Genomic DNA, 22101 nt, shown 5'->3' with positions numbered 1-22101 from the left:
ACCTCACCGCGTTCTCACACCTATTTCACCCGGCGATATCGGAATGTGATCCTGTTTGCCTTCCCGCGCCACCGGGTAGGCCTCATTCCGTGCTCGAAGAGTTGTCGGAGACCGCGAAACTGTTCCCGGAGCTGCGCGACGGACTCGTCGTCGACTACCAGGACGCCGACGACCCGGTGCTGCGCCGCGAGGACGGCTCCGAGATCGACACGTGGCGCGAGAACTACCCGTACTCCTCGCGCATGTCGCGCCAGGAGTACGACTACACCAAGCGCCTGCTGCAGATCGAGCTGCTGAAGCTCCAGTACTGGGTCAAGGACACCGGCGCTCGCATGGTCATCCTGTTCGAGGGCCGCGACGCCGCTGGCAAGGGCGGCACCATCAAGCGGTTCACCGAGCACCTCAACCCGCGTGGCGCGCGTGTGGTCGCGCTGAGCAAGCCGACCGAGCGCGAGCAGGGGGAGTGGTACTTCCAGCGCTACGTCAACCACCTGCCCACGGCCGGGGAGATCGTGCTGTTCGACCGCTCCTGGTACAACCGGGCCGGGGTGGAGCGGGTGATGGGCTACTGCTCCGACGAGGAGTACGAGCGGTTCATGCGCCAGGTCCCCACCTTCGAGCGGATGCTGGTCGACGACGGTGTGCTGCTGGTCAAGCTGTGGTTCTCGGTCTCCCGCGCCGAGCAGCGCACCCGGTTCCTGATCCGGCAGGTGGACCCGGTGCGGCAGTGGAAGCTCAGCCCCAACGACATCGAGTCGCTGGACCGCTGGGACGCCTACACCGAGGCCAAGGTGGCCATGTTCCGCGCCACCGACACCGAGTGCGCGCCGTGGACGGTGGTCAAGAGCAACGACAAGAAGCGCGCCCGCATCGAGGCCATGCGCAGCGTGCTGGCCAGGACCGACTACGCCGACAAGGACGCCGAGGTGGTCGGCGAGCCCGACCCGCGCGTGGTGGGCGCGGCGGCGACGCTGCTGGAGGAGGGCGAGGACGACACCGCCCTCAGCCCCACCCCCATCGCCCCGGTGCCCGACCCGGACCACGGCCCCGGCCTGCACCCCGACTGCGACGAGACCGGGCGCACAGGAGCTTGACCGGGCGTGCCCGCGCGGCTGGGCTGGACGGATGCACTCCCGCCGCACGCCCCCGACCGGCCCGTCGCACCAGCCGGTCCCGCCCGCCGGGCACCCCACCGGGCAGCTCGGTTCCGACCTCGACGCGGCCACCATCCCGTGGCTGGCGCGGCGGATGGCGTCCGGCGGGCTCACCTCCGTCCGGCTGACCCTGGCCTACCTGCACCGGATCGCCACCGTCGACCGCAGGGTCCGGGCCGTGCTCGCGATCGATCCCAGCGCACTGCGCCAAGCCGCCGAGAGCGACCGGCGTCGCGCGCACGGCCGCGCCCTCGGTCCGCTGGACGGCATCCCGGTGCTGGTCAAGGACAACATCGACACCGAAGGTCTGGCGAGCACCGCTGGTTCGCGCGCCCTGCGCGTGCCGCCCACGCGCGACGCGGCGCTGGTGACCCGGCTGCGCGAGGCGGGCGCGGTGCTGCTGGGCAAGACCAACCTGTCGGAGTGGGCCAACTTCCGGTCCACCCGCTCCACCTCGGGCTGGTCCGGCGTGGGCGGCCAGACCAACAACCCGCACGCGCTCGACCGCAACCCGTGCGGCTCCTCGTCCGGCTCGGCCGCGGCCGTGGCCGCGTCGCTGGCCCAGGTCGCCGTGGGCACCGAGACCGACGGTTCGATCGTGTGCCCCTCCGGCCACAGCGGCGTGGTGGGCTTCAAGCCGACGCTCGGCCGGGTCAGCGGCGACGGGATCGTGCCGGTCTCGGCGTGGCAGGACACCGCGGGCCCGGTGGCGCGCAACGTGGTCGACGCCGCGATCCTGATGTCGGCGCTGGACGTCGAGGGCACCGACTACGCCTCGGGGCTGCGCCCGGACGCGCTGCGCGGCGCGCGGGTCGGCGTGTGGCGCAAGGCGGGCGCGGACGCCGACGTCGACCGCGTGATGCACTCCGCAGTGCGAGTGCTGCGCCGCGCGGGCGCGGCGGTGGTCGAAGTCGCCCTGCCCCACCAGGTCGCGGTCGAGGCGGCCGAGTTCCCGGCGCTGATCACCGAGTTCAAGCACGACCTGGAGCGCTACCTGCGCACCCGTCCCGGCGCCCCGCGCGCGCTGGCCGAGCTGATCTCGTTCAACGAGCGCGACCCGGTGGAGCTGAGCAGGTTCGGCCAGGAGCTGTTCGAGCTGGCGGCGGTCGCGCCGCCGGTCACCGACCCGGCCTACCGGCGGCAGCGGGAGACCGCGACCGCGCTGGCCCGCGCGTCCATCGACGAGACGCTGGCGGCGCACGAGCTCGACGTGATCATGGCGCCGACCAACAGCCCGGCGTGGAGGACCGACTACGCCGACGGCGACGCCTACGAGGTGGACTCCTCGACGCCCGCCGCGGTGGCGGGCTACCCGAACGCCACGGTTCCCGCCGGGTTCGCCGGACCGCTGCCGATCGGTGTGTCGTTCATGGCGGACGAGGGCGCCGACGCATGGGTCCTCGGCTGCGCGGCGGCCTTCGAGCGGATCGCGCGAGCCCGGCGCGCACCGGGGTACCTGCCCGCGCTGTGACGTGCGAAGCCGCGGCGGCGGGGCACCCCCGCCGCCGCGGGCTGCTCACAGCCGGGTCCACCGCTGGTTCGACCCGCCGTGGCAGGTCCACAGGATCAGCCGTGACCCGTTGGCGGTGGCGGCGCCCTCGACGTCCAGGCACAGACCGGACTGCGCGCCGGTGATCGTGCCGTCGTCGTTGAGCCGCCACCGCTGGTTGGCCTGCCCGTTGCAGGGCCAGGTGACCACCCGCGTGCCCGGCGCGGTGCCCTGGTCGTGGGCGTCCAGGCACTTGTCGCCGAAGATCCGCAGCTCGCCGTTCGGCCAGCTGGTCCACAACTGGTTGGCGGCCGGGTGGCAGCCCCACAGCACCAGGCCCGCGCCCGGCGCGGTGGACGCGGCCTCCACCACGGCGCACCGGGTGGACCCGACGCCGCGCAGCTGCGAGGTGGTGCCCGTGATCGGGCTGCCGCCGCGCACCCGGAACGCGGCCACGCCGTGCGCGGGCACGTCGGCGGAGATCGCGCCGGTGGTGGCCGAGCCCGCACCGGTCCACAGGTCGACCAGGTCGAAGCGGTCGCCGCGCAGGCCGACCTCGGCCGCCGTGGTGGCCACGCGGGTGGCCGAGTCGCCCCGGTTGAACAGGCCCACCGCGACCGAGCCGTCGGCCAGCGGCTTGGCGAAGACCTCGGTCGCGCCGTCGTCGCGCACCCGCCTGCCGCCCGCGCCCAGCCGGTCCTGGTTGACCTCCAGCAGCAGCGGGTTGCGCAGCACCGCGCTGATCTCGGCCGACATCGAGCGCGGGTCGTTGCCCGCCATCAGCGGCGCGGCCATCAGCGCCCACAGCGCGAAGTGCGCGCGGGACTCGGTCAGCGTCAGCCCCGGCCTGCCCACCACCAGCATGTCCGGGTCCGGCCAGTGCCCCGGCCCGGCCTGCGCGGTGCGCGGCGCGTTGATGTCGACGACGTTGCCCACGCCCATCGGGTAGCTGTTGACGTTGCCGTTCTGCCAGATGTCGAGCAGGTCCTCGGTGGTGCGCCAGAGGTCGGCGACCTCGCCCCAGTTGTAGTCCGCGCCCGCGATGGCGTGGTAGCTGTTGGGGTTGATGCTGTAGACGATCTGCCTGCCGGTGGCCCGCAGCGCGTCCCGCATCAGCGTGAACCGGGCGACCTGCTCCTCCAGCGAACCCTCCGGGGAGCACCAGTCGTACTTGAGGTAGTCCACCCCCCACGCGGCGAACTGCCGGGCGTCCTGCTCCTCGTGGCCCACGCTGCCGGTCGAGCCGGGGTAGGCGCCGCCGCGCTGGGCGCAGGTCTTCTCGGTGGGCACCTGGTAGATGCCGAACTTCAGGCCGCGGCTGTGGATGTAGTCGCCCATGGCCTTCATGCCGCTGGGGAAGCGGACCGGGTCGCCCTGCAGCGTGCCGTCGGGGTCGCGCTGGGGGTTGAACCAGCAGTCGTCGATCACCACGTACTGGTAGCCCGCAGCCTTCATGCCCGAGCTGACCATGGTGTCGGCCATCTCGCGGACCAGCGCTTCGTTGATGTTGCAGCCGAAGGTGTTCCAGGAGTTCCAGCCCAACGGGGGCGTGGCCGCGGGGCTGCCGGGGGCCGCGGTGGCGGGTAAGGACGGCTGCGCCGCTACGAGCGCCGCGGCGGTCGCCACCGCGGTCACGAGCAGGGGGAGCAGGCGTCGGGAGATGCGCAGGGGCATCGTTGCCTCCTGGTGCGGATGGACGCTGGGTGTCTTTTCTTGTTCGGTTTTGTGGGCAGGTGTGCAAGCCAGTTGACCACAGGGCACCGGTCGCGCCTAGCGCCCGTACGGTCACACCTGAGGCAGTCGCGTGCGCACCCCGTCGGACCACTCCAGCAGGACCAGCGTGGCGTCGTCCTGCAGGCGGCCGTCCTGGTGCTCCAGCACGGCGTGGCCCACCCTGCGCAGCGTCTCCGGCGGCGGCAGCCCCGCCGCCTCGTTGCGCTCGGTCAGGTCCACCAGCCGTTCCACGCCGAACAGCTCGCCGTCGGGGCTGCGCGCCTCGATCACGCCGTCGCTGTGGAACAGCACCCGGTCGCCGGGTTGGAGCTGCTCCCGGCCCAGCTTCGGTTCCTCGTCGACCAGGTGCCCCAGGCCCAGCGGCGGGCGCAGGTACCCGTGCAGCGTCTTGACCACGCGGCCCCGGCGCAGCAGCACCGGCGGCGGGTGCCCGGCCACCAGGTAGCACAGCTGCCCGGTGTCGAGGTCCAGTTCGGCGAGCACGGCGGTGGCGAACGGCATCCGCGACGCCCGGCTGCTCTGGACGTGGATGGACCGGTCGGCCAACCCGGCGGCCTCCAGCAGCCCCAAGCCCTGACGGCGGGCGTTGCGGGTGGCCGCCAGCGCCACCGCGGTGGTCAGGCCCGCCAGCATGTCGTGGCCCATCGAGTCGAAGATCGCCACGTACGCGCGGTGGTCGTCCACGGCGTAGTCGTAGCCGTCACCGCCGACCTCGTCGTAGGGCTCCAGCAGCGCGGCCACGGCCAAGCGGTCGCTGGCGAAGGTCTGCGGGGGCAGCATCTGCCACAGCAGCTCCGCGGCCACCGTCAGCGGCCTGGTCCGCCGCACGACGTGGAACAGGTCGCTGTAGTGCAGCTTGCTCATGACCAGGTGGCCCAGCACCCCGGCCAGCGTCCAGCACTGCTGCCGCACCACCGGGTGGTTGGGGTCGGCGCCCTCGGGCAGCACGACGTGCGCCACGCCAAGGCGCTCGGCCCCGTTGAGCATCGGCAGCCACAGGCACGACCGCCCGAGGAACGGGCGCCCCGGCACGATCTCGACCGTCCGGTAGGCGCGGCCCGCGGTGGTGGAGTCGATCACCTGCGAGGGGCCCGTCTCGGCGCGCACCGGGTGCAGGCGCCGCTGGGGCAGGTCGGTCAGGTACAGCTGCACCATCAGCCCGAGTTTGGCGACGGCCCGGTCGACAACGTCGGACAGGTCGTCGGCGGTCGCCACGTGGGTGTCGTCGATGATGCGCCGGAACACCCCGTGCCAGGACTCCTCCCGCTCGACCGCAGGGGGAGGGCAGTCCCGCACGGGGTGCTCCACGGGGCATCAGCCCGACGACTGGTCGTCCGGGTCCGGGCTGTCGCTCGGCGGGCGCTGCGAGACCTCTCGCTCGGTCTCGGTCAGCGGCACACCGCTGGACTCCTCGGCGTCACCGCGCTCGACGTCACCGTCCTCCTGCTGCGGTCCGGTCATGGTGGGCCTCCCTTCGCCTGGTCGCCCCTCGGCTACCCCGGTGCGGCCAGGGCAACCCGATGGCCACCGGGGCACCACAACGCCTGCCGGAATGGGGGAGAAACACGGGTGGTTCTGCGCGCACCTCTGCGCACCGGTGACGTGGAAGAGGATCTGCGGCAAAGGTACCCCCCGGTCCGGGGCGGTTCAACAGGACCGGATCGGTTCACGCGGAAGGGCAGCCGGAAACCACTCGGAGGAGTGTGCCGTGAGCGAACGCGGGAAAGGGCGGACCCAGCGCGGAGAGGGATGTCCGCCCTGTTCCTGCTGCTCGCGCGGGGTGCGCCCGCACCGGTGGTGCCACGCGGTGGGCAGGAGGGGATTTCGGGACAACGCCAGTCGCGGCGGTATTCGGATCTTCCGGAAAACCGGTCCGGCGGGCCGGGGCACCTGCATTGTCGACCACATTTCCGGTCGGCACCGGCGAAGCGGGACCGGAGGCCGGTGCGCCGTGAGCGGCCGTGTCACACCTGGGACTCGGCCGGCAGCCGCAGCGCCAGCTCCTTGAGCTCGGGCGTGGCGCGGGTGACGTCGCCGGAGTCGAACGGCGGGCGCGGGTCGTACTCGACGGCCAGCCGGATCGCCTCCGCCGTGGTGTCCCCGGCGATCAGCGAGGCCAGGTGCAGCGCCATGTCGATGCCCGCGGAGACCCCGCCGCAGGACTTGGGCCGACCCGAACCCGCAGCGGCGGGCGATCGCATCCCCCGCCAGCGCGGCGGGCGCCAGGTCCTCGGCCAGGTGCCCGGCGATGTGGCCCGCCAGGTCCCGGACCAGCCGGTCACCCGGTGGCGGCGCGGCCGGGAAGACGCTGATCTGCGCCTGGTCGGCAGGCCGGTGCGGACCGACGCGACGCGCCTGCTCCGCGCGGCCAGCCGCCGCACCCGCGGTGTCAGCCGCTGGTCCGCCGCCGCGTCCTCCGCACCCGCGCCGCCCACGACGACCAGCGTGTCAAGCCGCCCGGTCACCCCCTCCAGCCCGCACCCGGCCGCCAGCGCGATCCCGGTGGAGCTGCGCGCCGCGCGCCTGCCGAGGGGGCCCAGCTCGATGGCGTACGGAGGCGCCGCGCCGTACCGGTTGGCGATGTCCAGAGCGCCGCTGGGGCAGGCGATGTCGAGGACCTGCGCGTCGTCGTAAGCCACGATGAGCACCCGCCGCCGGTCGTCCACAGCGGTGGATCCCAGCACGCGGCGCGCGACGGCGGGGCCGCCTCAGTCCTCGGCCAGCGACAGCGCCCCGCTCGGGCAGAGCTGAACCGCCTGGCGGGTCCTGGTCAACGCCTCGCCCGCCACGTGCTCGGTGAGCACCACGACCGTGCCGTCCTGCTCGTCCTGGTCGAACGCGGTCGGCTCGGCCAGGACGCACTGGCCCGCCCCGACGCACCGGCCGGTGTCCGCGATGATCCTCATCCGCGCCCCCTACCAGGTCACCGGGAGCGCGTACAGGCCGTAGACGCTGGCGTCGTCCTTGAACGGCAGCTGGTCCGACGGCGTGGCGAGCGCGAGCGTCGGCACGCGGCGCAGCAGGGTGTCGAACACGACCTGCAGCTCCAGCCGCGCCAGGTTCTGCCCCAGGCACTGGTGCGGGCCGAAGCCGAACGCGACGTGGTGGCGCGCGCCGCGCGCGATGTCGAACCGCTCCGGCTCGGCGAACACCTCGGGGTCGTGGTCAGCCGTGTGCCCCAGGCAGATCACGCCCTCGCCCGCCCGGATGAGGGTGCCGCCGACCTCGATGTCGGTGGTGGCGACCCTGGAGGTCGCGTTCTCCACGATGGTCAGGTAGCGCAGCAGCTCCTCCACCGCGCCGGGGGTGAGCGCGGGGTCGTCCCGGACGGCGGCGAGCGCGGCGGGGTTCTCCAGCAGGATCAGCGTGCCCAGCGAGATCATGTTCGCGGTCGTCTCGTGGCCGGCGAGGAGCAGCAGGAACGCCAAGCCCACCAGTGCGCCGTGGTCCTCGGTGCCGTTCTCGCGCTGCTTGAGCACCTGCCTGCCGAGCAGGTCGTCACCCGGCTCGGCCTGCTTGGCGCTGACCAGCTCGCTCAGGTACGCCGTGAGTTCGCCCATGGAGCGGCTGCGCTCCTCCGGCGGCGTGCTCAGCCGGACCAGGGAGGTGGTGTGCACCTGGAAGAAGTCGTGGTCGGCGTAGGGGACGCCGAGCAGTTCGCAGATCACCAGCGAGGGGACGGGCAGCGACAGCGCGGTCACCAGGTCCGCGGGGCGGGGTCCGGCCAGCATGGCGTCGAGGCAGTCGTCCACGATCCGCTGGATGCGGGGTTGCAGCGCCTGCATCCGCCGCACGGTGAACTCGCCCAGCACCGCGCGGCGCGCGGCGCTGTGCTCGGGCGGGTCCATCGAGATCATCATGGGGTACCCGCTCAGGTTCGTCCTCGCCTGCCCGGCCAGCAGCGACGGGAACCCCGGTTTGCCGCGGTCGGAGCTGAACCTGGTGTCGGCCAGCACGGCGCGGACGTGCTCGTGCCGGGTGATCAGCCACGCGGAGGAGCCGTTGGGCAGCTCGATCCGGTGGACCGGGGAGTGCTCGCGCAGCTCCGCGTACTCGCGGGGCGGGGCGTAGGGGCAGGTCCGCTGAGCCGGGAAGTTCAGCGCGCGGTGGTCGACGGCTCGGGTCATGGCACGACCTTCCGGAGGCATGTGGAGGAGATCATTCCGCTTCACCCACGGTACTGATCCGGAAGCTGTCCGTCCACTTATCCGCGAATGCGACAATTCCCCGGTGACCGCGGATCTCTCAGCGTCGGACGACACACCGCTGCGCGCCGACGCGCGCCGCAACCGGGACCAGATCATCGGCGCCGCCAAGAAGATGTTCGCCGAGCGCGGCCCGGACGTGCCGATGGAGGAGATCGCGCGCCGCGCCGAGGTCGGCGTCGGCACCCTCTACCGCCGCTTCCCCGACCGCGATGCGCTGATCAGGGCCGTGGTGCGGGACAACATGGCCGACGCGCTGGCGTACGCGCGAGCCGCGGCGGTCGAGGAGCCCACCGGCTGGAGCGCCCTGGTCCGGCTGCTGAGCCATTCGACCGAACTGGGGCTGAGCGTCCGGCTGTCGATGCTCTCCCCGACGGTTCGGAAGACCCTCCACGGGGATCCGGTCCTCCGCGAACTGCGCAGCGCGCTGCTCACCGCGTTCGAGACCATCGTGGGCACCGCCCAGGCCGAGGGCTCGCTGCGCACGGACGTGAGCGCCAGTGACGTGGCCATCGTCTACGCACTGCTGCTGCGCCAGCCGCAGACGATGGCCGACTCGACCGCGCAGTTGGCCACGGGCCGCGCCCTGGCCCTCGTGCTGGAGGGTCTGCGAGCGCGTCCGGACGCGCCCCCCGACGCGCTGCCCGGCCGTCGGCTGACCGCGGCGGACCTGCTGCTGGACTGACCCGCTGTCCACCCGTCGCGCGCGAAGCGGGGGCAGGCCGCGTCGGCCCGCCCCCACGTCCCGACGCGGGCGTCAGCCCACGCAGGGGTTGCCGCTCGGGTGAGCGCCCGTGCCGTGGACGTCCGCGTGCGCCTCACCGATGACCACGTCGGTGAGCGGGGTGTCCAGCACCACGGCCCGCTGGGTCACCGAGGTGGCGGTGGTCTCGGTGCTGTTGAGCCGCAGCGAGCCGATCACCAGCGGGATGGTGACCGGGGCCGTGCCGACCGCGGTCGGCACCCCGTTGATCTTCAGGGAGGCGATGCTGGAGGCGCCGGAGAACTGCGGCACCAACCCGCCCCCACCGGAAGCGCACCGGGCCACCGCCTCGGACTCGATCACGCCCAGCTCGATGGTCAACCCCAGGGTGCTGATCGTGGTCTTGTCCACCTTGGCCGTCGCGGTGGCGTTGTCGCCCGCGGCGGGCGGCGCGGAGGTCAGGTCGTCCGGCGTCTGGTCGGTGGTGGCCGACAGCACCCGCGCGCCGACGGACAGCAGCCCGGCGTTGAGGCCGACCTGCGCCACCGCCTTGGCGTCGTCCTTGCACGGCACATTGTCCGGGTTGGCCACCGCGGGCTCGGCGCCGACCAGGTTCAGCGCGCTGGCCCGGCAGGAGAACACGCCGTCGCGGTCGTCGTCGACGATCGTGCCCACGCCGGTCGCGTCGGAGATCGCCGCGCCTGCGGCCGCGGACAGCACCACGGTGAACGTCTCGTCCGGCTCATCCACCACGTCGCCGTTGACCGGCACGGTCACCTGCTTGGTGGTCTCCCCCGGGGCGAAGATCACCGACCCGTTGGTCTGCGCGTAGTCCGCGGGTTGTATCGCGGTGCCGTCGGCGGTGGCGAAGCCGACCGTCACGGGGGCGGGGCTGGGCCGGTCCAGGCTCACGGTGAAGGTCGCGGGCGTCGTTCCCGCGTCGCCCTCGGCGACCACCACGTCGTCGATGGTCAGACCGGGCACGTGCACCGTGGTGTGCTCGACGAACCCGCGCGAGGTGCCGTCCACCAGGAAGTCGACCGTGCAGTGGTAAGTGCCCGCCGGGGCGTTCGGGTCCACCGCGATCGACTCCGCGAAGACCGCGTTCTCACCGCTGTCGACGGTCCGGGTGGCCGGGGTGAAGCCGAGGGCCAGTTGGGGGTCGCACGCCGTGATCGTGGGCGTGACGGTGACCTGGACGGCGCGGATGCCGTCCAGGATGGCCTGCGCCACCTGGTCGGCGGGCACGTTGTTCAGCAGCACGCCCCCGGTCGCGTCCACGATGGCCGTGGCCTGCCCGCCGGTGTCGATCCCGCCGCCGGAGGGCCCCATGTTGACCGCGATGACGCGGATGCCCGCGGCCTGCAGCGCGGCGATCGCGTCGGCCAGCGAGTGGCCCTGGCTGGGGTCGTGCGAGGGCGCGTCGCCGAACCAGGCGACGATCCTGGTGCCGTCCGGGCGGAACGCGATGGCGCCGCTGCCGATCTCGAACAGGGCGTTGATGGCCGCTTCCGGGAAGTCCCCGCCACCGGCCGCCACCCAGGCGTCGATACCGCTCTGCACGGCCGCGGTGTCCCCGGTCAGCCCCTGGTTGACCCGGAAGACGAAGGGGTCACCCGCGTCGCGGTACTCGGCCACCGCGAACTGCGCGCTGGGCTGGGCGGCGAGCACCTCTCCGGTCACGGCGGCGGCGTTGTCCCGGACGTCGGCGATGGCGCCGCCCATGCTGCCGGTGGTGTCGGCCAGGAACACCAGGTCCGGGTTGGGCGGCACCTGCGGGGTGGTGACCGTCTTGGTCACCCCGGTGCTCGCGCCGGGGCCGAGCGTGACCTCGACGTCGGCGGGGTCGACCTGGGCCGCGGCCGGTGGCGCCGTGACCGCGGCCACCGTCGCGGCCCACGTCGCCAGCGCGACCGCGGTGGCGGCCGCGGATCTTCGCCACGAGGAGCGGTGGGACATGAGTCCTCCCCAATGAACGTTCTCGTCCGGATGGTGGTGGAAAGGCGGAAGTGTTCCGGAAAGCGGTTGCCGGTGCTCCGGTGGAAGCTGTTCTCCGGAACTGGTCGAATTGCTGGGAAATCATTTAACAGGGTGCCCGGTAAGCCAAGGGTCTGGAGGGGTGACGGCTGAGCGCGGAGTGGCCACCAGGGGTGGAGCCAGGGCGCTTTCGGGTGAGGGGAACCGATTTCGGCGGACACTCCCGGCCTACCGCGCCCAGTGGCACCCCCGTGGTGGTGTCGGTCTGGTCACCGCGGCGAGTTGCTGGCGCGGCCCGGTCCGGGTCGTTCCGGATTTCTCCGGGGGCGGATTGTCGGGCCGTTGCGCATTCGCGGTCGATGGATCGTCGCGTTGGATCGTCCCCGTCCTCGCGGTGGTAAATCGGGCGCGTCGGACGGCCCGGTCGGTGACAATCCAGCGGTGCTGCTCACGCTGACCACGACCCACCGGCCCGCGACCGACCTCGGCCACCTGCTGCACAAGCACCCCGACCGGGCGCAGTCGTTCACGACGTCGTCGGGCACCGCGCACGTGTTCTACCCGCGCGCGGATGAGGAGGAGTGCACCGTCGCGCTCCTGCTCGAAGTCGACCCGGTGGCGCTCGTGCGAGGTCCTGGCAGCACGCTGACCCACTACGTCAACGATCGGCCGTACGTGGCGGGCTCGTTGTTCACCGTCGCGCTGGGCTCGGTGTTCCGCACCGCGATGAACGGCCGCAGCAGGAGCCACCAGGACCTGGCCGCCACGCCCATCCCGCTGCGGGTCGGGGTGCCGGTGCTGCCGCACCGGCTGGTCGAGCGGTTGTTCACGCCGCTGGGGTGGGAGGTCGGCATCCGGCCGATCCCGCTGGACGAGGGGGGCGACTCGCGCTACGCCGACGTCACCCTCACCGGCACCCACCGGCTGGCCGACGCCCTCAAGCACCTCTATGTGCTGCTGCCCGTCCTCGACGGCAGCAAGCACTACTGGGTCGCCCAGGACGAGGTGGACAAGCTGCTGCGCGCGGGGGAGGGCTGGCTGGCCGGACACCCGGACCGCGAGCTGATCACCACCCGCTACCTGGCCCGCCACAAGCCGCTGGTGGAGTCCGCGCTCTCGCGGCTGGCCGAGCTGGAGGAGGTCGAGCCGGAGGAGCTGGACAACGCGCTCGCCGAGCCCAGGATCTCGCTGGCCGCCCAGCGCCGTGCGGTGGTCCTCGCGCAGCTGGGGGAAGCGGGCGCCCGCCGCGTGCTGGACCTGGGCTGCGGCGGCGGGGCGCTGCTGCGCGACCTGCTGGCCGTGCCCGAGTTCACCGAGATCTGCGGTGTGGACGTGTCGACCAAGGCGCTGCGGGAGGCCGCCCGCGCGCTGCGCCTGGACCGGATGCCCGAGCGCCTGCGCGCGCGGATCACGCTGCGCCAGTCCTCGCTGACCTACGCCGACGCCGAGTTGAAGGGCTTCGACGCCGCCGTGCTGATGGAGGTCGTCGAGCACCTGGACCCGATGCGGCTGCCCGCGCTGGAGCACTCGGTCTTCGCCGTCGCACGCCCCCGCGTAGTGCTGGTGACCACGCCGAACGTCGAGTACAACGCGCTGTTCGAGACCCTGCCGACAGGCGGGTTGCGGCACCCGGACCACCGCTTCGAGTGGACCCGCGCGCAGTTCGGCGACTGGGCGCGGGAGGTGGGCGACCGCCGCGGCTACACCGTGCGGCACCTGCCCGTCGGGCCGGAGGACCCCGATCGCGGCGCGCCGACCCAGCTGGCCGTGTTCACCAGGGAGGACGCCTGATGGAGCTCAAGATCCCGGACTTCTGCCTGGTGGTGCTGATCGGCGCGTCCGGCTCGGGCAAGTCCACCTTCGCGCGCGAGCACTTCGCCCCGACGCAGGTGCTCTCCAGCGACTTCTTCCGCGGACTGGTGGCCGACGACGAGAACGACCAGTCGGCCTCGGCCGCGGCGTTCGAGGCGCTGTACTTCGTAGCGGGCAAGCGGCTCGACGCGGGGCGCACCACGGTCGTCGACGCGACCAACGTGCAGCGGGGAGACCGCGCGCAGCTGGTCGAGCTGGCACGCCACCACGACGTGCTGCCGGTGGCGATCGTGCTGGACGTGCCCGAAGAGGTGTGCCTGGCGCGCAACGCCGCGCGCCCGGACCGCGACTTCGGCGCGCACGTCGTGCGCAGGCAGCGGACCGCGCTGCGCAAGTCGGTGAAGTCCCTCGGGCGGGAGGGCTTCCGCCGCGTGCACGTCCTGCGCGGTGCGTCCGAAGTGGACAGCGCTCGGATCGTCACCGAGAGGCTGCGCAACGACCTCCGCCACGAGAAGGGGCCGTTCGACGTCATCGGCGACGTGCACGGCTGCCGCGCCGAACTCGAAGACCTGCTCGTCGCGCTGGGATACCGGTTGGTGCGCGACGAGGCGGGCCGCCCGGTCGACGCCGTCCCGCCGGGCGGCAGGCGTGCCGCGTTCGTCGGCGACCTCGTCGACCGCGGTCCCGACACCCCCGGTGTGCTGCGCCTGGTCATGGGCATGGTCGAGGCCGGGCACGCGTTCGCGGTGTGCGGCAACCACGAGCAGAAGCTGGTGCGCGCGCTGCGCGGCCGCGACGTGCAGGTCAAGCACGGCCTGGCCGAGTCCTTGGCGCAACTGGCCGCCGAACCCGCCGAGTTCCGCGAGCGCGTCGAGCGGTTCTGCGACGACCTGGTCGCCCACTACGTGCTCGACGGCGGCGACCTGGTGATCGCGCACGCGGGCCTGCCGGAGCGCTACCACGGCCGCGCCTCCGGTCGGGTGCGCGACTTCGCCCTGTACGGCGACACCACCGGCGAGACCGACGAGTACGGCTTGCCGGTGCGCTACCCGTGGGCCACCGAGTACCGGGGCAGGGCGACCGTTCTCTACGGGCACACGCCGACCCCGGAAGCGGAGTGGGTCAACAACACCATGTGCCTGGACACCGGTGTGGTGTTCGGCGGCAAGCTGACCGCGCTGCGCTACCCCGAGCGCGAGGTCGTGTCCGTGCCCGCGCGCGAGACCTGGTACGAGCCGGTGCGCCCGCTGGCGGCGGCGGAGCCCGAGCGCGAGGCCGACGTGCTGGAGCTGACCGACGTCACCGGTCGCCGCACCATCGAGACCGCGTACCGCGGCCGCGTCACCGTGCGGCCCGAGCAGGCCGCGTCCGCCCTGGAGGTGATGAGCCGCTTCGCGGTCGACCCGCGACGGCTGCTCTACCTGCCGCCGACCATGCCTCCGACCGCGACCTCGCGCCGTCCGGACGTGCTGGAGCACCCGGAGGACGCGTTCGCGGAGTACCGCGATGCCGGTGTGCGCCAGGTGATCTGCCAGGAGAAGCACATGGGTTCCCGCGCGGTGGTGCACGTGACCAGGGACTCCGGCGTCGTCCACACCCGCACCGGGCGGGCGTTCTTCGACCCGCCGCTGGGCGAGCAGCTGCTCGCCCGCGTCCGCGAGGCGGTCTCCTCGGCCGGTTTGTGGCAGGAGTTCGACACCGACTGGCTGCTGCTCGACACCGAGCTGATGCCGTGGAACGCCAAGGCGACAGGGCTGATCAAGGAGCAGTACGCGGCGGTCGGAGCGGCCGCCACCGGGGCGCTCACCGCCGCGGTCGACACCTTGGGCGCCGCAGCCGGTCGCGGTGTCGATGTCGCGCGGCTGCTGGCGCGCACTGCTTCCCGGCTGACCAACGCGACGCGCTACCGGGCGGCATACCAGCGCTACTGCTGGCCGACCGACGGGCTGGAGGGGGTGCGCATCGCGCCGTTCCAGCTGCTGGCCGCTCGGGGACGGACGTTCCACGACCGGGACCACCTGTGGCACCTGGAGGTGTTGGGGCGGTTGGCGGGCGAGCTGTTCTCCAGGACCCGGTACCTCGTGGTCGACACGACCGACGAGGAGCAGGTCGCCGCGGGCGTCCGGTGGTGGGAGTCGCTGACGGCGGACGGCGGGGAGGGCATGGTCGTCAAGCCGTTGGCGAACCTGGTCCGGGACGGACGCCGTCCGGTGCAGCCCGCGGTGAAGGTGCGCGGGCGGGAGTACCTGCGGATCATCTACGGACCGGACTACACCGAGCCGGAGAACCTGGAGCGGCTGCGCGGGCGCGCGCTGGGGGCGAAGCGGTCCTTGGCGCTGCGGGAGCACGCGCTGGGGCTGGAGGCGCTGGAGCGGCTCGCGCGCGGCGAGCCGCTGTGGCGGGTGCACGAGTGCGTGTTCGCGGTTCTGGCGCTGGAGTCCGAGCCGGTGGACCCGAGGCTGTGACCGCACCCGCCCGTGGCGGCGGTGCGGCTCCGCCCCGGTCACGGCCCGTCCAGCGGGGCCAATGCTGTCGAAATCCTGTCGGTTCGCGCTCCGCTGAGTGTTCGCCGCATTCTTCACAGGGCTGAGCGGTACTTCGGCCGGTAACGCGCCTGACCCAGGGTAGGTTCATTTACCGGACCTGCGGAAGTGCGGCCTACGAGGTGTCAAGCGAGGCTGACCTCTTCGGTGATCCGGTGCGGACATCGCCTACGGGAGAATCGTCGGCTCCTCGCGGTTGTGGTAGAGGGTGCGGCCCGTGGATGGTGTTCGCGGCGGCGGGTCCGGTTTCACGATCGACACCTCCAGGTCATTCGGCATTTGCCCGGTGTGCCGCGCTGCGGCGTGCGGTGGCCGTCCGTCTTCCGCCTGCGCGCCCCCCAGTGCGGGCGGTCCGCCCGTCGAGTACGCGCGCAGTGCCTGTGATGTGCGTCTCAAGCTCCTGTCCGGTGTCGGCTGACGTGCCGGAACTGCCCGTTTCTTGGTCCGTGAGTGTCCTCTTGCTGCCCGTTCGGGCCGTTGCGCGGCGTCGCGGGCCGGTCGTGCTCGCGCGGGCGGCGAGGTGCGTGTAATGAAGAGGAGGTAGGCGTGGGCAATGCGCTGTGCGGGCATCAGTGGACCGGTGAAAGCGGAAGATGACGTCACGACAAGGCGGTGGAACTGTCGGCGAAAGGCATCGGCGGAGATGTCCTGCGCTGTCGGGGACTGATCGGCACTTCACACGCCAAGGTGTGAGGGCTACTATCCCGCACGCTACATGACAACTTGTCATGCGCAGTCATGTCGAGTCGGCGGACAACATCCGGCATGGGGTGATCTTGGGTGCCGAGGGGCATCGGTGAATCCACAGGGTTCGTTGACTCCCTCATCGGTCGCGCACGCGAACTGGCGGTGGTGAAGGAACGCCTCGAAGCGGCGTGCGCGGGTTCCCGCCAAGTGGTGCTGATCCAGGGGCCCGCCGGTATCGGCAAGACCAGCCTGCTGCACGCGGCACTGGCGGGCGCCGTGCCCGCGAGTGCGACCGTGCTGCGGTCCAGGTGCCACGAGATCGACGCGGGCACCCCCTACGGAGTGGTCCGCGAACTGGTCGGACCGCTGGGGCTGACCTCGCCGGACGCCAGCAGCGCACCGGTGCTGCGCTCCGGGGCCCGCTGGGCGCTGCCCGCCCTGCTGGACGCGGGCGGCGACGGGCCGTCGCCGGACACCTCCCGCACCCACTCCCTGCTGCACGGCCTGTACTGGCTGGCGGTCAACCTGATGACCGAAGCGCCGCTGGTGCTGGCCGTCGACGACGTGCAGTGGGCCGACGAGCGATCCCTGCACTGGCTGGGCTACCTGCTGCGGCGCACCGAGGGGATGCCGCTGTGCGTCCTGCTCACCGCCCGCGCCCCGACCGCCCGCCCGGTGACCCCGTTGCTGGGCGACGTCCTCACCGGTGACGACGGCCTGCTGCTGACCCTGCCGCCGCTGGACGGGGACGGGGTCTCGCAGGTGGTCCACCAAGAGTCGGACGGCCCGCCCAGCGCGGACTTCCTGACCGCCTGCGGGCGCATCTCCGGCGGCAACCCGCTGGTGCTGGCCCGGTTGCTGGGTGAGGTGCGCAGGCTGGGCCTGAGGCCCACTGACGAGGCGCTGCCGGTCCTGGCGCGGATCGGTCGCAATGTGGTCGGCACCCTGGTGGCGGGCTGGCTGGCCGGACAGCCCGAGCACGTGCGCCGGGTGGCTCGTGCGGTCGCGGTGTTGGAGCGCACCGACGCGGACCTGGTCGCCGCGCTGTCCGGAGTCCCGGTGCACACCGCCGGTGCGGTGCTGGACCTGTTGCGGCGCAACGACATCCTGGCCGAGGACGGCCGCGAGGTGGCGCACGACCTGGTCCGCACCTCGCTGCTGGACGACCTGCGGCCACCCGCGCGCGACCGGCTGCGGGACCGGGCGGCGCGGCTGCTCAACGACGCGGGCAGGCCCGCCGAGGAGGTGGCCGCGCAGCTGTTGCTGCTGCCCCGGCCGCACGAGCCGTGGATGCTCACCGCGCTGGCCGCCGCCGCGGCCGACGCCCGGCGGCGCGGCGCCCCCGAAGCCGCCATCCGCTACCTGACCCCGCTGGTCGACGCGGAACCCCGAGACGTCGACCTGCGGTTGCAGCTGGCCGCGCTGCTGGGCCAGACCGACCCGGCCGCCGCGCTGGAGCACCTGCGCACCGCGCTGGAGACCGCCGAGGACCTGCGGGCGCGCGCCCGTGCCGCCGTGCGGTTCGGCATGACCGCGCTGGCCGTGCAGCGCTCGCCCGAGGCGGTCGAGGTGCTGGGCGAGGTGCTCGACGCGCTCCCCGCCGAGCTGGGTGCGGACTGCGCCGCGGCGGACCGGGAGCTGCTCACCCACGTCCGCTCCGCGTTCCTGATCGCGGGCCTGGACGAGAAGCGGACCGTGCCGCTGGTGCGCGAGCGGGTGCGCGCGATGGCCGAACCCGCGGGCGACACCCCGGCGGAGCGCCAGCTGCTGGCCATGATGGCGGTGGCCGGGGCGCTGGCGGGCGAGTCGCCCGCGCTGGCCGTGGAGCGGGTCAACCGCGCCGTGCTGCTGGACGACGGCGCGCTGGGCGGGTGGACCGCGCTGGCCTCGACCTTCGTGCTGGACCTGGCGGGCGAGGTGCCCGCCGGGCTGGTCGCGGTGGACAAGCTGCTCACCCGCAGCCGCGCGCACGCCGAGGTGTGGAGCTACTGCCTGGCCCTGGGCACCAGGGCGGTGCTGCTGCGCAACGCGGGCGACTTCGTGGAGTCCGGCGCGGACGCGCAGGTGGCGCTGGAGATCGCCGAGCAGGAGTCCTGGCACGGCAACGTGGTGCAACCCGTGGTGGAGGTCGCGATCTCCCTGGCGCACCGCGGCAGCCCGGCGCGGGCCGAGGGGGCGCTGTCCCGCCTCGTGCGACCGCGCATGGACGACTTCGTGGTGGAGAACCACCACTACCGCATGGCGCGGGCGCTGGTGCGCAGCCACCTCGGCGACGTGGAGGGCGCGCTGGCCGAGCTGCGGCGGTGCGGCCGCAGCCTGGCCGAGGCGGGCGTGGCCAACCCGCTGTTCGTGCCGTGGTGGGCCGAGGCGGCGCTGCTGCTGGCCGACGCGGGCCGCGCGGACGAGGCCGTGGAGCTGGTCGAGCACGGCGAGCAGCTGGTGCGCGGCTGGGACGTGCCGCGCGCCCGCGGGTTGGCCCTGCTGGCGCGGGCCGCGGTCGACCGCGCCGAGGCGGTGGAGCTGCTGGAGGAGGCCGTCCGCGTGCTGGAGGGGTCCTCGGCCCGCTACGACCACCAGCGCGCGGAGCAGCGGCTGGGCTGGGAGCTGCTGTGCCGGGGAGACGCCCGCGCGGCGCGCGAGCACCTGCGCCGGGCGGTCGACCTGGCCACCAGGTGCGGCTCCGCGGTGGCCGCGACGCGGGCGCGCGAGCTGCTGGTCCGGGCGGGGGGCCGGATGCGGCCGATCACCGGGGCCCGCGTGGACACCCTGACCGGCAGCGAGCGCCGCGTGGCGATGATGGCCGTGGCGGGCAGCACCAACCGCGAGATCGCCGAAACCCTGTTCGTCACGCTCCGGACCGTGGAGGTGCACCTGAGCAGCGTCTACCGCAAGCTCGGCGTCTGCGGCCGGGCCGAGCTGCCCGCCGCGCTGGCCCGTGAGCGCTGCGACCTGCCCCGGTAGCGAGAGACCCGAGGAGCGGTCATGACGAGAGGGGCGGGTGCCTGTGCGCGGGCGGTCCGGGACTCCGGCGAACTCGTCGAGCGCGACTCGGAGCGCGGAGTGCTCGACGCGGTGGTGCGGATGCTCGGGGCGGGGCGGTCGCACGCGGTCGTGGTGCGCGGCGAACCCGGTGTCGGGCGCAGCCGCCTGCTGGCGGAGGTCGTCACCGAGGCCGACCGGGTGGGCGCGGTGGTGGTAGCGGCCCGTGCGCGCCTCCCCGAGTCCGACGTCCGGTTCGGGGTCGCGGCCCAGTTGTTCAGCGCCCTGCCGGATGCCGACCCGGACGGCTGGAGCACCGCGGATCGCGCCGACTTGCCCCGGCTGTGCCAGGTCCTGCTCGCCGCGGCGCGGCGCAGGCCACTGGTCGTGGTGGTGGACGACGCGCAGTGGGTCGACCCGGAGTCCGACGCGCTGCTGCGGATGCTGCTGCGGCGGTTGCACCACGCACCGCTGGTGGTGGCCGTCGCGACGGACGGGTCGCGTCCCGACCCGGCCGACGAGGAGGCGCTCCCGCCCGAGGACTGCGCCGTGCTCAGGCCGCTCCCGCTGTCGGAGGACGGGGTGCGCCTGCTGTGCCGGGCGGTGTGCGGGACCGCGCCCGACGACGAGTTCGTACGTGCCGCCGCGGCGGCGACCGGGGGCAGGCCCGGCGTGCTGGTGCCCGCTCTGCGGGAGTTCGCGGACGGGGGCGAGCCCGTGGCGTCGGGCGTCGACCGGTTCGCCGCACTGGTCGCGGAACACCGGACCGGGCGGCTGGACGCGGTGCTCGACGGACTGCGCGGGTCCGCGCTGGACCTGCTGCGCGCGCTCGCCGTCGTCGGCGACGACTTGGAGCTGCGCTTCGTCCGCTCGATCGCGGGCAGTGTCCGCCGTGAGGAAGCCGACCAGCTGCGCACCGCGGGTCTCGCGGTCGGCCAGGAGCGGATGCGCCCGGCCGACCCGGTCGTCGCGGAGCGCGCGTTGGCGGGCATGGCGGTGTGGGCACGCAGGGCGTTGCACGCCTCGGCCGCCGAACTGGCGCACCGGATCGCCGCACCGGACCAGGTGGTGGGGCGCATCCTGCTCGGCGCTCCCGCGGTGGGGTCGTCCTGGGCACCGGGCGTGCTGCACCGCGCCGCGCGCCGGGCACTGGCCGCGGGCCGCGACGCCGAGGCCGCCACGCTGCTGGAGCGCGCCCTGCGCGAACCCGCGTCGCCCGGTGAGCGGCTGCGGCTGCTGTTCGACCTCGCGCTGGCGCAGGCGCGCCACCGGCCCGAGGGCAGTGACCGCACGCTGGTCCGCATCATCACCGGCGGGTGGGGCGGGCCGGACCGGGCGCGGGCCGCTGACCTGCTGGCGCTGCGCGGTGATCTGGCGACCGTGCGGCGCCTGCTCGCGGGCCGCCTGACCGGGAGGTCCGCGAAGGACCAGCCGGGGCACCCCGAGCTGTCCGCGCTGCACGCCTTCGTGGCGACCGTGCTGGTGGACGGCGAAGAGCTGGCGCTGCGGCGGCAGGAGCTGCCCGACGACCCGGTGGGCGCGGGCGTCGCGGCGTGGCGGCTGGCCGTGGCGGGCGTCGACCTGGACCGCACCCGCGCCCTGGCCAGGGCCGCGCTGGCCGCGCCACCCGCCGACCAGCCGCTGGTACTGCCCCGGCTGAGCGCGTGCGCCGCCCTGGTGCTAGCCGACGAGGCGGACGAGGCGGCGGCCGGGTTGACCGCGGTGCTGGTGGACGCCCGCCGCCGGGGCGTCCGGGTGGCCGCCGCGGCGGCACTGCTGGGGCTGGCCTGGCTGGCCCTGCGCGCGGGGCGGCTGGACGAGGCGGACGGCTGCCTGGACCAGGCGCGGGCCGAGCTGCCGACCGCGTCGTGGGCGGTGCTGCCCCAGCCCCTGTGGCTGGCCTGTCGGGCCTTGGTGGCGTTGGAGCGCGGGCGGATCACCGACGCGCGCCGGGTGCTGGCCACCGAACTGCCGGTGGCCGCCGAGCGGGGCATCGCCTGGGCGCCGCTGCTGTACGCGCGAGGGCAGGTGCGGTTGGCGGCGGGCGACCCGCGGGGCGCGCTGCGCGATCTGCAGGAGTGCGGGCGCAGGCTGGCGGGCAAGCGCTGGGACAACCCGGCGCTGATCGGCTGGCGCGCCCGCGCGGCCCAGGCGCTGGACGCGTTGGGCGACGCGGGAGGAGCGCGCGCCCTGCTGGCCGAGGAGACGCGGGCCGCCACCGCCTGGGGCACGCCTACGGTGCTCGGCGCGGTGGACTTGACCGCGGGCAGCCTGTCCGGGGACCGGGCCGAGGCGCAGTCGCGGATGCTGCGGGCGGAGCGGGTGCTGCGCGACTCGCCCGCGCGACTGCTGCACGCCAGGGCCCAGTTGGCCGCGGCGCGGGTGCTGCGCGAGCGGGGGAACGCGGCGGAAGCCGCGCCGCTGCTGGAGCAAGCCGCGCGCACCACGCGCGACTGCGGTGCGCGACCCCTCGCCCGCGCGGTCGACAGCCTGCGGACGCGCGGGGCGCGGCCGGTCGAGCACCACCGGAACGACGCGGTCCTCGCGCGGGCGGGGCTCTCGCCCGCCGAGACCAGGGCGGTCGAACTGGCCGCGAGCGGTCTGGCCAACCCGGAGATCGCGGGCGCGCTGGGGGTGACCCGGCGGACCGTTGAACTGCACCTGACCTCGGCTTATCGGAAGCTGGGGATTCGCGGGCGGGCCGGTCTGCCCGCGGTGCTGCCGGACGTGGTGCTGCCGGACGTGGCGGAGCGGGGCTGATGGCGTCGACGCGGCGTGCGCGGCTGCGCCGCTCGCGCGGGTGGGCCGCGGTGCCGGG

General features: G+C 73.8%; 14 protein-coding genes. 7 read left to right on the top strand and 7 right to left on the bottom strand.

The genetic code is table 11. From position 1 onward, the window contains the following. Nucleotides 1-89 precede the first annotated feature (89 nt). The gene (gene ppk2 / locus JOF41_RS14795) at nucleotides 90-1094 is read left to right on the top strand and encodes a polyphosphate kinase 2 (RefSeq protein WP_209619584.1); all 1005 of its coding nucleotides are present in this window, start codon (nucleotides 90-92) and stop codon (nucleotides 1092-1094) included. A 31-nt stretch (nucleotides 1095-1125) separates the two neighbouring features. Continuing rightward, nucleotides 1126-2625, top strand: coding sequence for an amidase (locus JOF41_RS14790; protein WP_209619581.1), 1500 nt, complete (start codon nucleotides 1126-1128; stop codon nucleotides 2623-2625). A 45-nt stretch (nucleotides 2626-2670) separates the two neighbouring features. Here the strand turns inward: JOF41_RS14790 and JOF41_RS14785 are convergent, their stop codons facing one another. The 6 genes from JOF41_RS14785 to JOF41_RS14760 form a co-directional block, all read right to left on the bottom strand. Continuing rightward, nucleotides 2671-4317, bottom strand: a complete 1647-nt coding sequence (locus JOF41_RS14785; RefSeq protein ID WP_209619578.1) for a glycoside hydrolase family 27 protein — start codon at nucleotides 4315-4317, stop codon at nucleotides 2671-2673. Between the two features lie 111 nt (nucleotides 4318-4428). Continuing rightward, nucleotides 4429-5673 carry a PP2C family protein-serine/threonine phosphatase gene (locus tag JOF41_RS14780; protein WP_229796339.1) on the bottom strand — a complete coding sequence of 415 codons (1245 nt, stop codon included), beginning with the start codon at nucleotides 5671-5673 and terminating at the stop codon, nucleotides 4429-4431. Between the two features lie 18 nt (nucleotides 5674-5691). Further along, a complete protein-coding gene (locus JOF41_RS14775; protein ID WP_209619575.1) occupies nucleotides 5692-5838 on the bottom strand; it encodes a hypothetical protein in 147 nt (48 codons plus the stop codon). Between the two features lie 503 nt (nucleotides 5839-6341). Next, on the bottom strand, nucleotides 6342-7061 hold the full coding sequence (locus tag JOF41_RS37790; RefSeq protein ID WP_209619572.1) for a helix-turn-helix domain-containing protein: 720 nt from the start codon (nucleotides 7059-7061) through the stop codon (nucleotides 6342-6344). A gap of 24 nt (nucleotides 7062-7085) precedes the next feature. Then, nucleotides 7086-7283 (bottom strand): ferredoxin, encoded by a 198-nt coding sequence (locus tag JOF41_RS14765; RefSeq protein ID WP_189227253.1) that lies wholly within the window; start codon nucleotides 7281-7283, stop codon nucleotides 7086-7088. 9 nt (nucleotides 7284-7292) lie between these two features. Then, nucleotides 7293-8504, bottom strand: coding sequence for a cytochrome P450 (locus tag JOF41_RS14760; protein ID WP_189227252.1), 1212 nt, complete (start codon nucleotides 8502-8504; stop codon nucleotides 7293-7295). A gap of 103 nt (nucleotides 8505-8607) precedes the next feature. Here JOF41_RS14760 and JOF41_RS14755 point away from each other — a divergent pair, with 103 nt between their 5' ends. Continuing rightward, on the top strand, nucleotides 8608-9267 hold the full coding sequence (locus JOF41_RS14755) for a TetR/AcrR family transcriptional regulator (protein WP_229796336.1): 660 nt from the start codon (nucleotides 8608-8610) through the stop codon (nucleotides 9265-9267). Between the two features lie 72 nt (nucleotides 9268-9339). Here JOF41_RS14755 and JOF41_RS14750 read toward each other — a convergent pair whose 3' ends face one another. Continuing rightward, the gene (locus JOF41_RS14750) at nucleotides 9340-11244 is read right to left on the bottom strand and encodes a Calx-beta domain-containing protein (protein WP_209619570.1); all 1905 of its coding nucleotides are present in this window, start codon (nucleotides 11242-11244) and stop codon (nucleotides 9340-9342) included. Between the two features lie 459 nt (nucleotides 11245-11703). Here JOF41_RS14750 and JOF41_RS14745 point away from each other — a divergent pair, with 459 nt between their 5' ends. From JOF41_RS14745 to JOF41_RS14730, 4 genes are all read left to right on the top strand, one after another. After that, nucleotides 11704-13053: a 3' terminal RNA ribose 2'-O-methyltransferase Hen1 gene (locus tag JOF41_RS14745; protein WP_189227249.1), complete on the top strand. Its 1350-nt coding sequence runs from the start codon at nucleotides 11704-11706 to the stop codon at nucleotides 13051-13053. After that, nucleotides 13053-15539 carry a polynucleotide kinase-phosphatase gene (locus tag JOF41_RS14740; RefSeq protein WP_209619567.1) on the top strand — a complete coding sequence of 829 codons (2487 nt, stop codon included), beginning with the start codon at nucleotides 13053-13055 and terminating at the stop codon, nucleotides 15537-15539. Before JOF41_RS14745 ends, JOF41_RS14740 begins: the two co-directional genes overlap by 1 nt. An 858-nt stretch (nucleotides 15540-16397) precedes the next feature. Beyond that, nucleotides 16398-19265, top strand: a complete 2868-nt coding sequence (locus tag JOF41_RS38270; RefSeq protein WP_307867414.1) for an AAA family ATPase — start codon at nucleotides 16398-16400, stop codon at nucleotides 19263-19265. A 21-nt stretch (nucleotides 19266-19286) separates the two neighbouring features. Further along, nucleotides 19287-22043, top strand: a complete 2757-nt coding sequence (locus tag JOF41_RS14730; protein ID WP_209619556.1) for an AAA family ATPase — start codon at nucleotides 19287-19289, stop codon at nucleotides 22041-22043. Nucleotides 22044-22101 lie beyond the last annotated feature (58 nt).

The sequence above is a fragment of the Saccharothrix coeruleofusca genome (assembly GCF_017876325.1).
GTDB lineage: Bacteria > Actinomycetota > Actinomycetes > Mycobacteriales > Pseudonocardiaceae > Actinosynnema > Actinosynnema coeruleofuscum.
The sequence above is the reverse complement of the archived record's forward strand: the minus strand, read 5'-3'. Positions and strand labels throughout refer to the sequence as shown.

Excerpts from the sequence above, each read along its gene's own strand:
- JOF41_RS14790 (WP_209619581.1), top strand. The coding sequence starts at position 1,126 with ATGCACTCCCGCCGCACGCCCCCGACCGGCCCGTCGCACCAGCCGGTC.
- JOF41_RS14785 (WP_209619578.1), bottom strand. The coding sequence starts at position 4,317 with ATGCCCCTGCGCATCTCCCGACGCCTGCTCCCCCTGCTCGTGACCGCG.
- JOF41_RS14775 (WP_209619575.1), bottom strand. The coding sequence starts at position 5,838 with ATGACCGGACCGCAGCAGGAGGACGGTGACGTCGAGCGCGGTGACGCC.
- JOF41_RS14765 (WP_189227253.1), bottom strand. The coding sequence starts at position 7,283 with ATGAGGATCATCGCGGACACCGGCCGGTGCGTCGGGGCGGGCCAGTGC.
- JOF41_RS14760 (WP_189227252.1), bottom strand. The coding sequence starts at position 8,504 with ATGACCCGAGCCGTCGACCACCGCGCGCTGAACTTCCCGGCTCAGCGG.
- JOF41_RS14750 (WP_209619570.1), bottom strand. The coding sequence starts at position 11,244 with ATGTCCCACCGCTCCTCGTGGCGAAGATCCGCGGCCGCCACCGCGGTC.
- JOF41_RS14740 (WP_209619567.1), top strand. The coding sequence starts at position 13,053 with ATGGAGCTCAAGATCCCGGACTTCTGCCTGGTGGTGCTGATCGGCGCG.
- JOF41_RS14730 (WP_209619556.1), top strand. The coding sequence starts at position 19,287 with ATGACGAGAGGGGCGGGTGCCTGTGCGCGGGCGGTCCGGGACTCCGGC.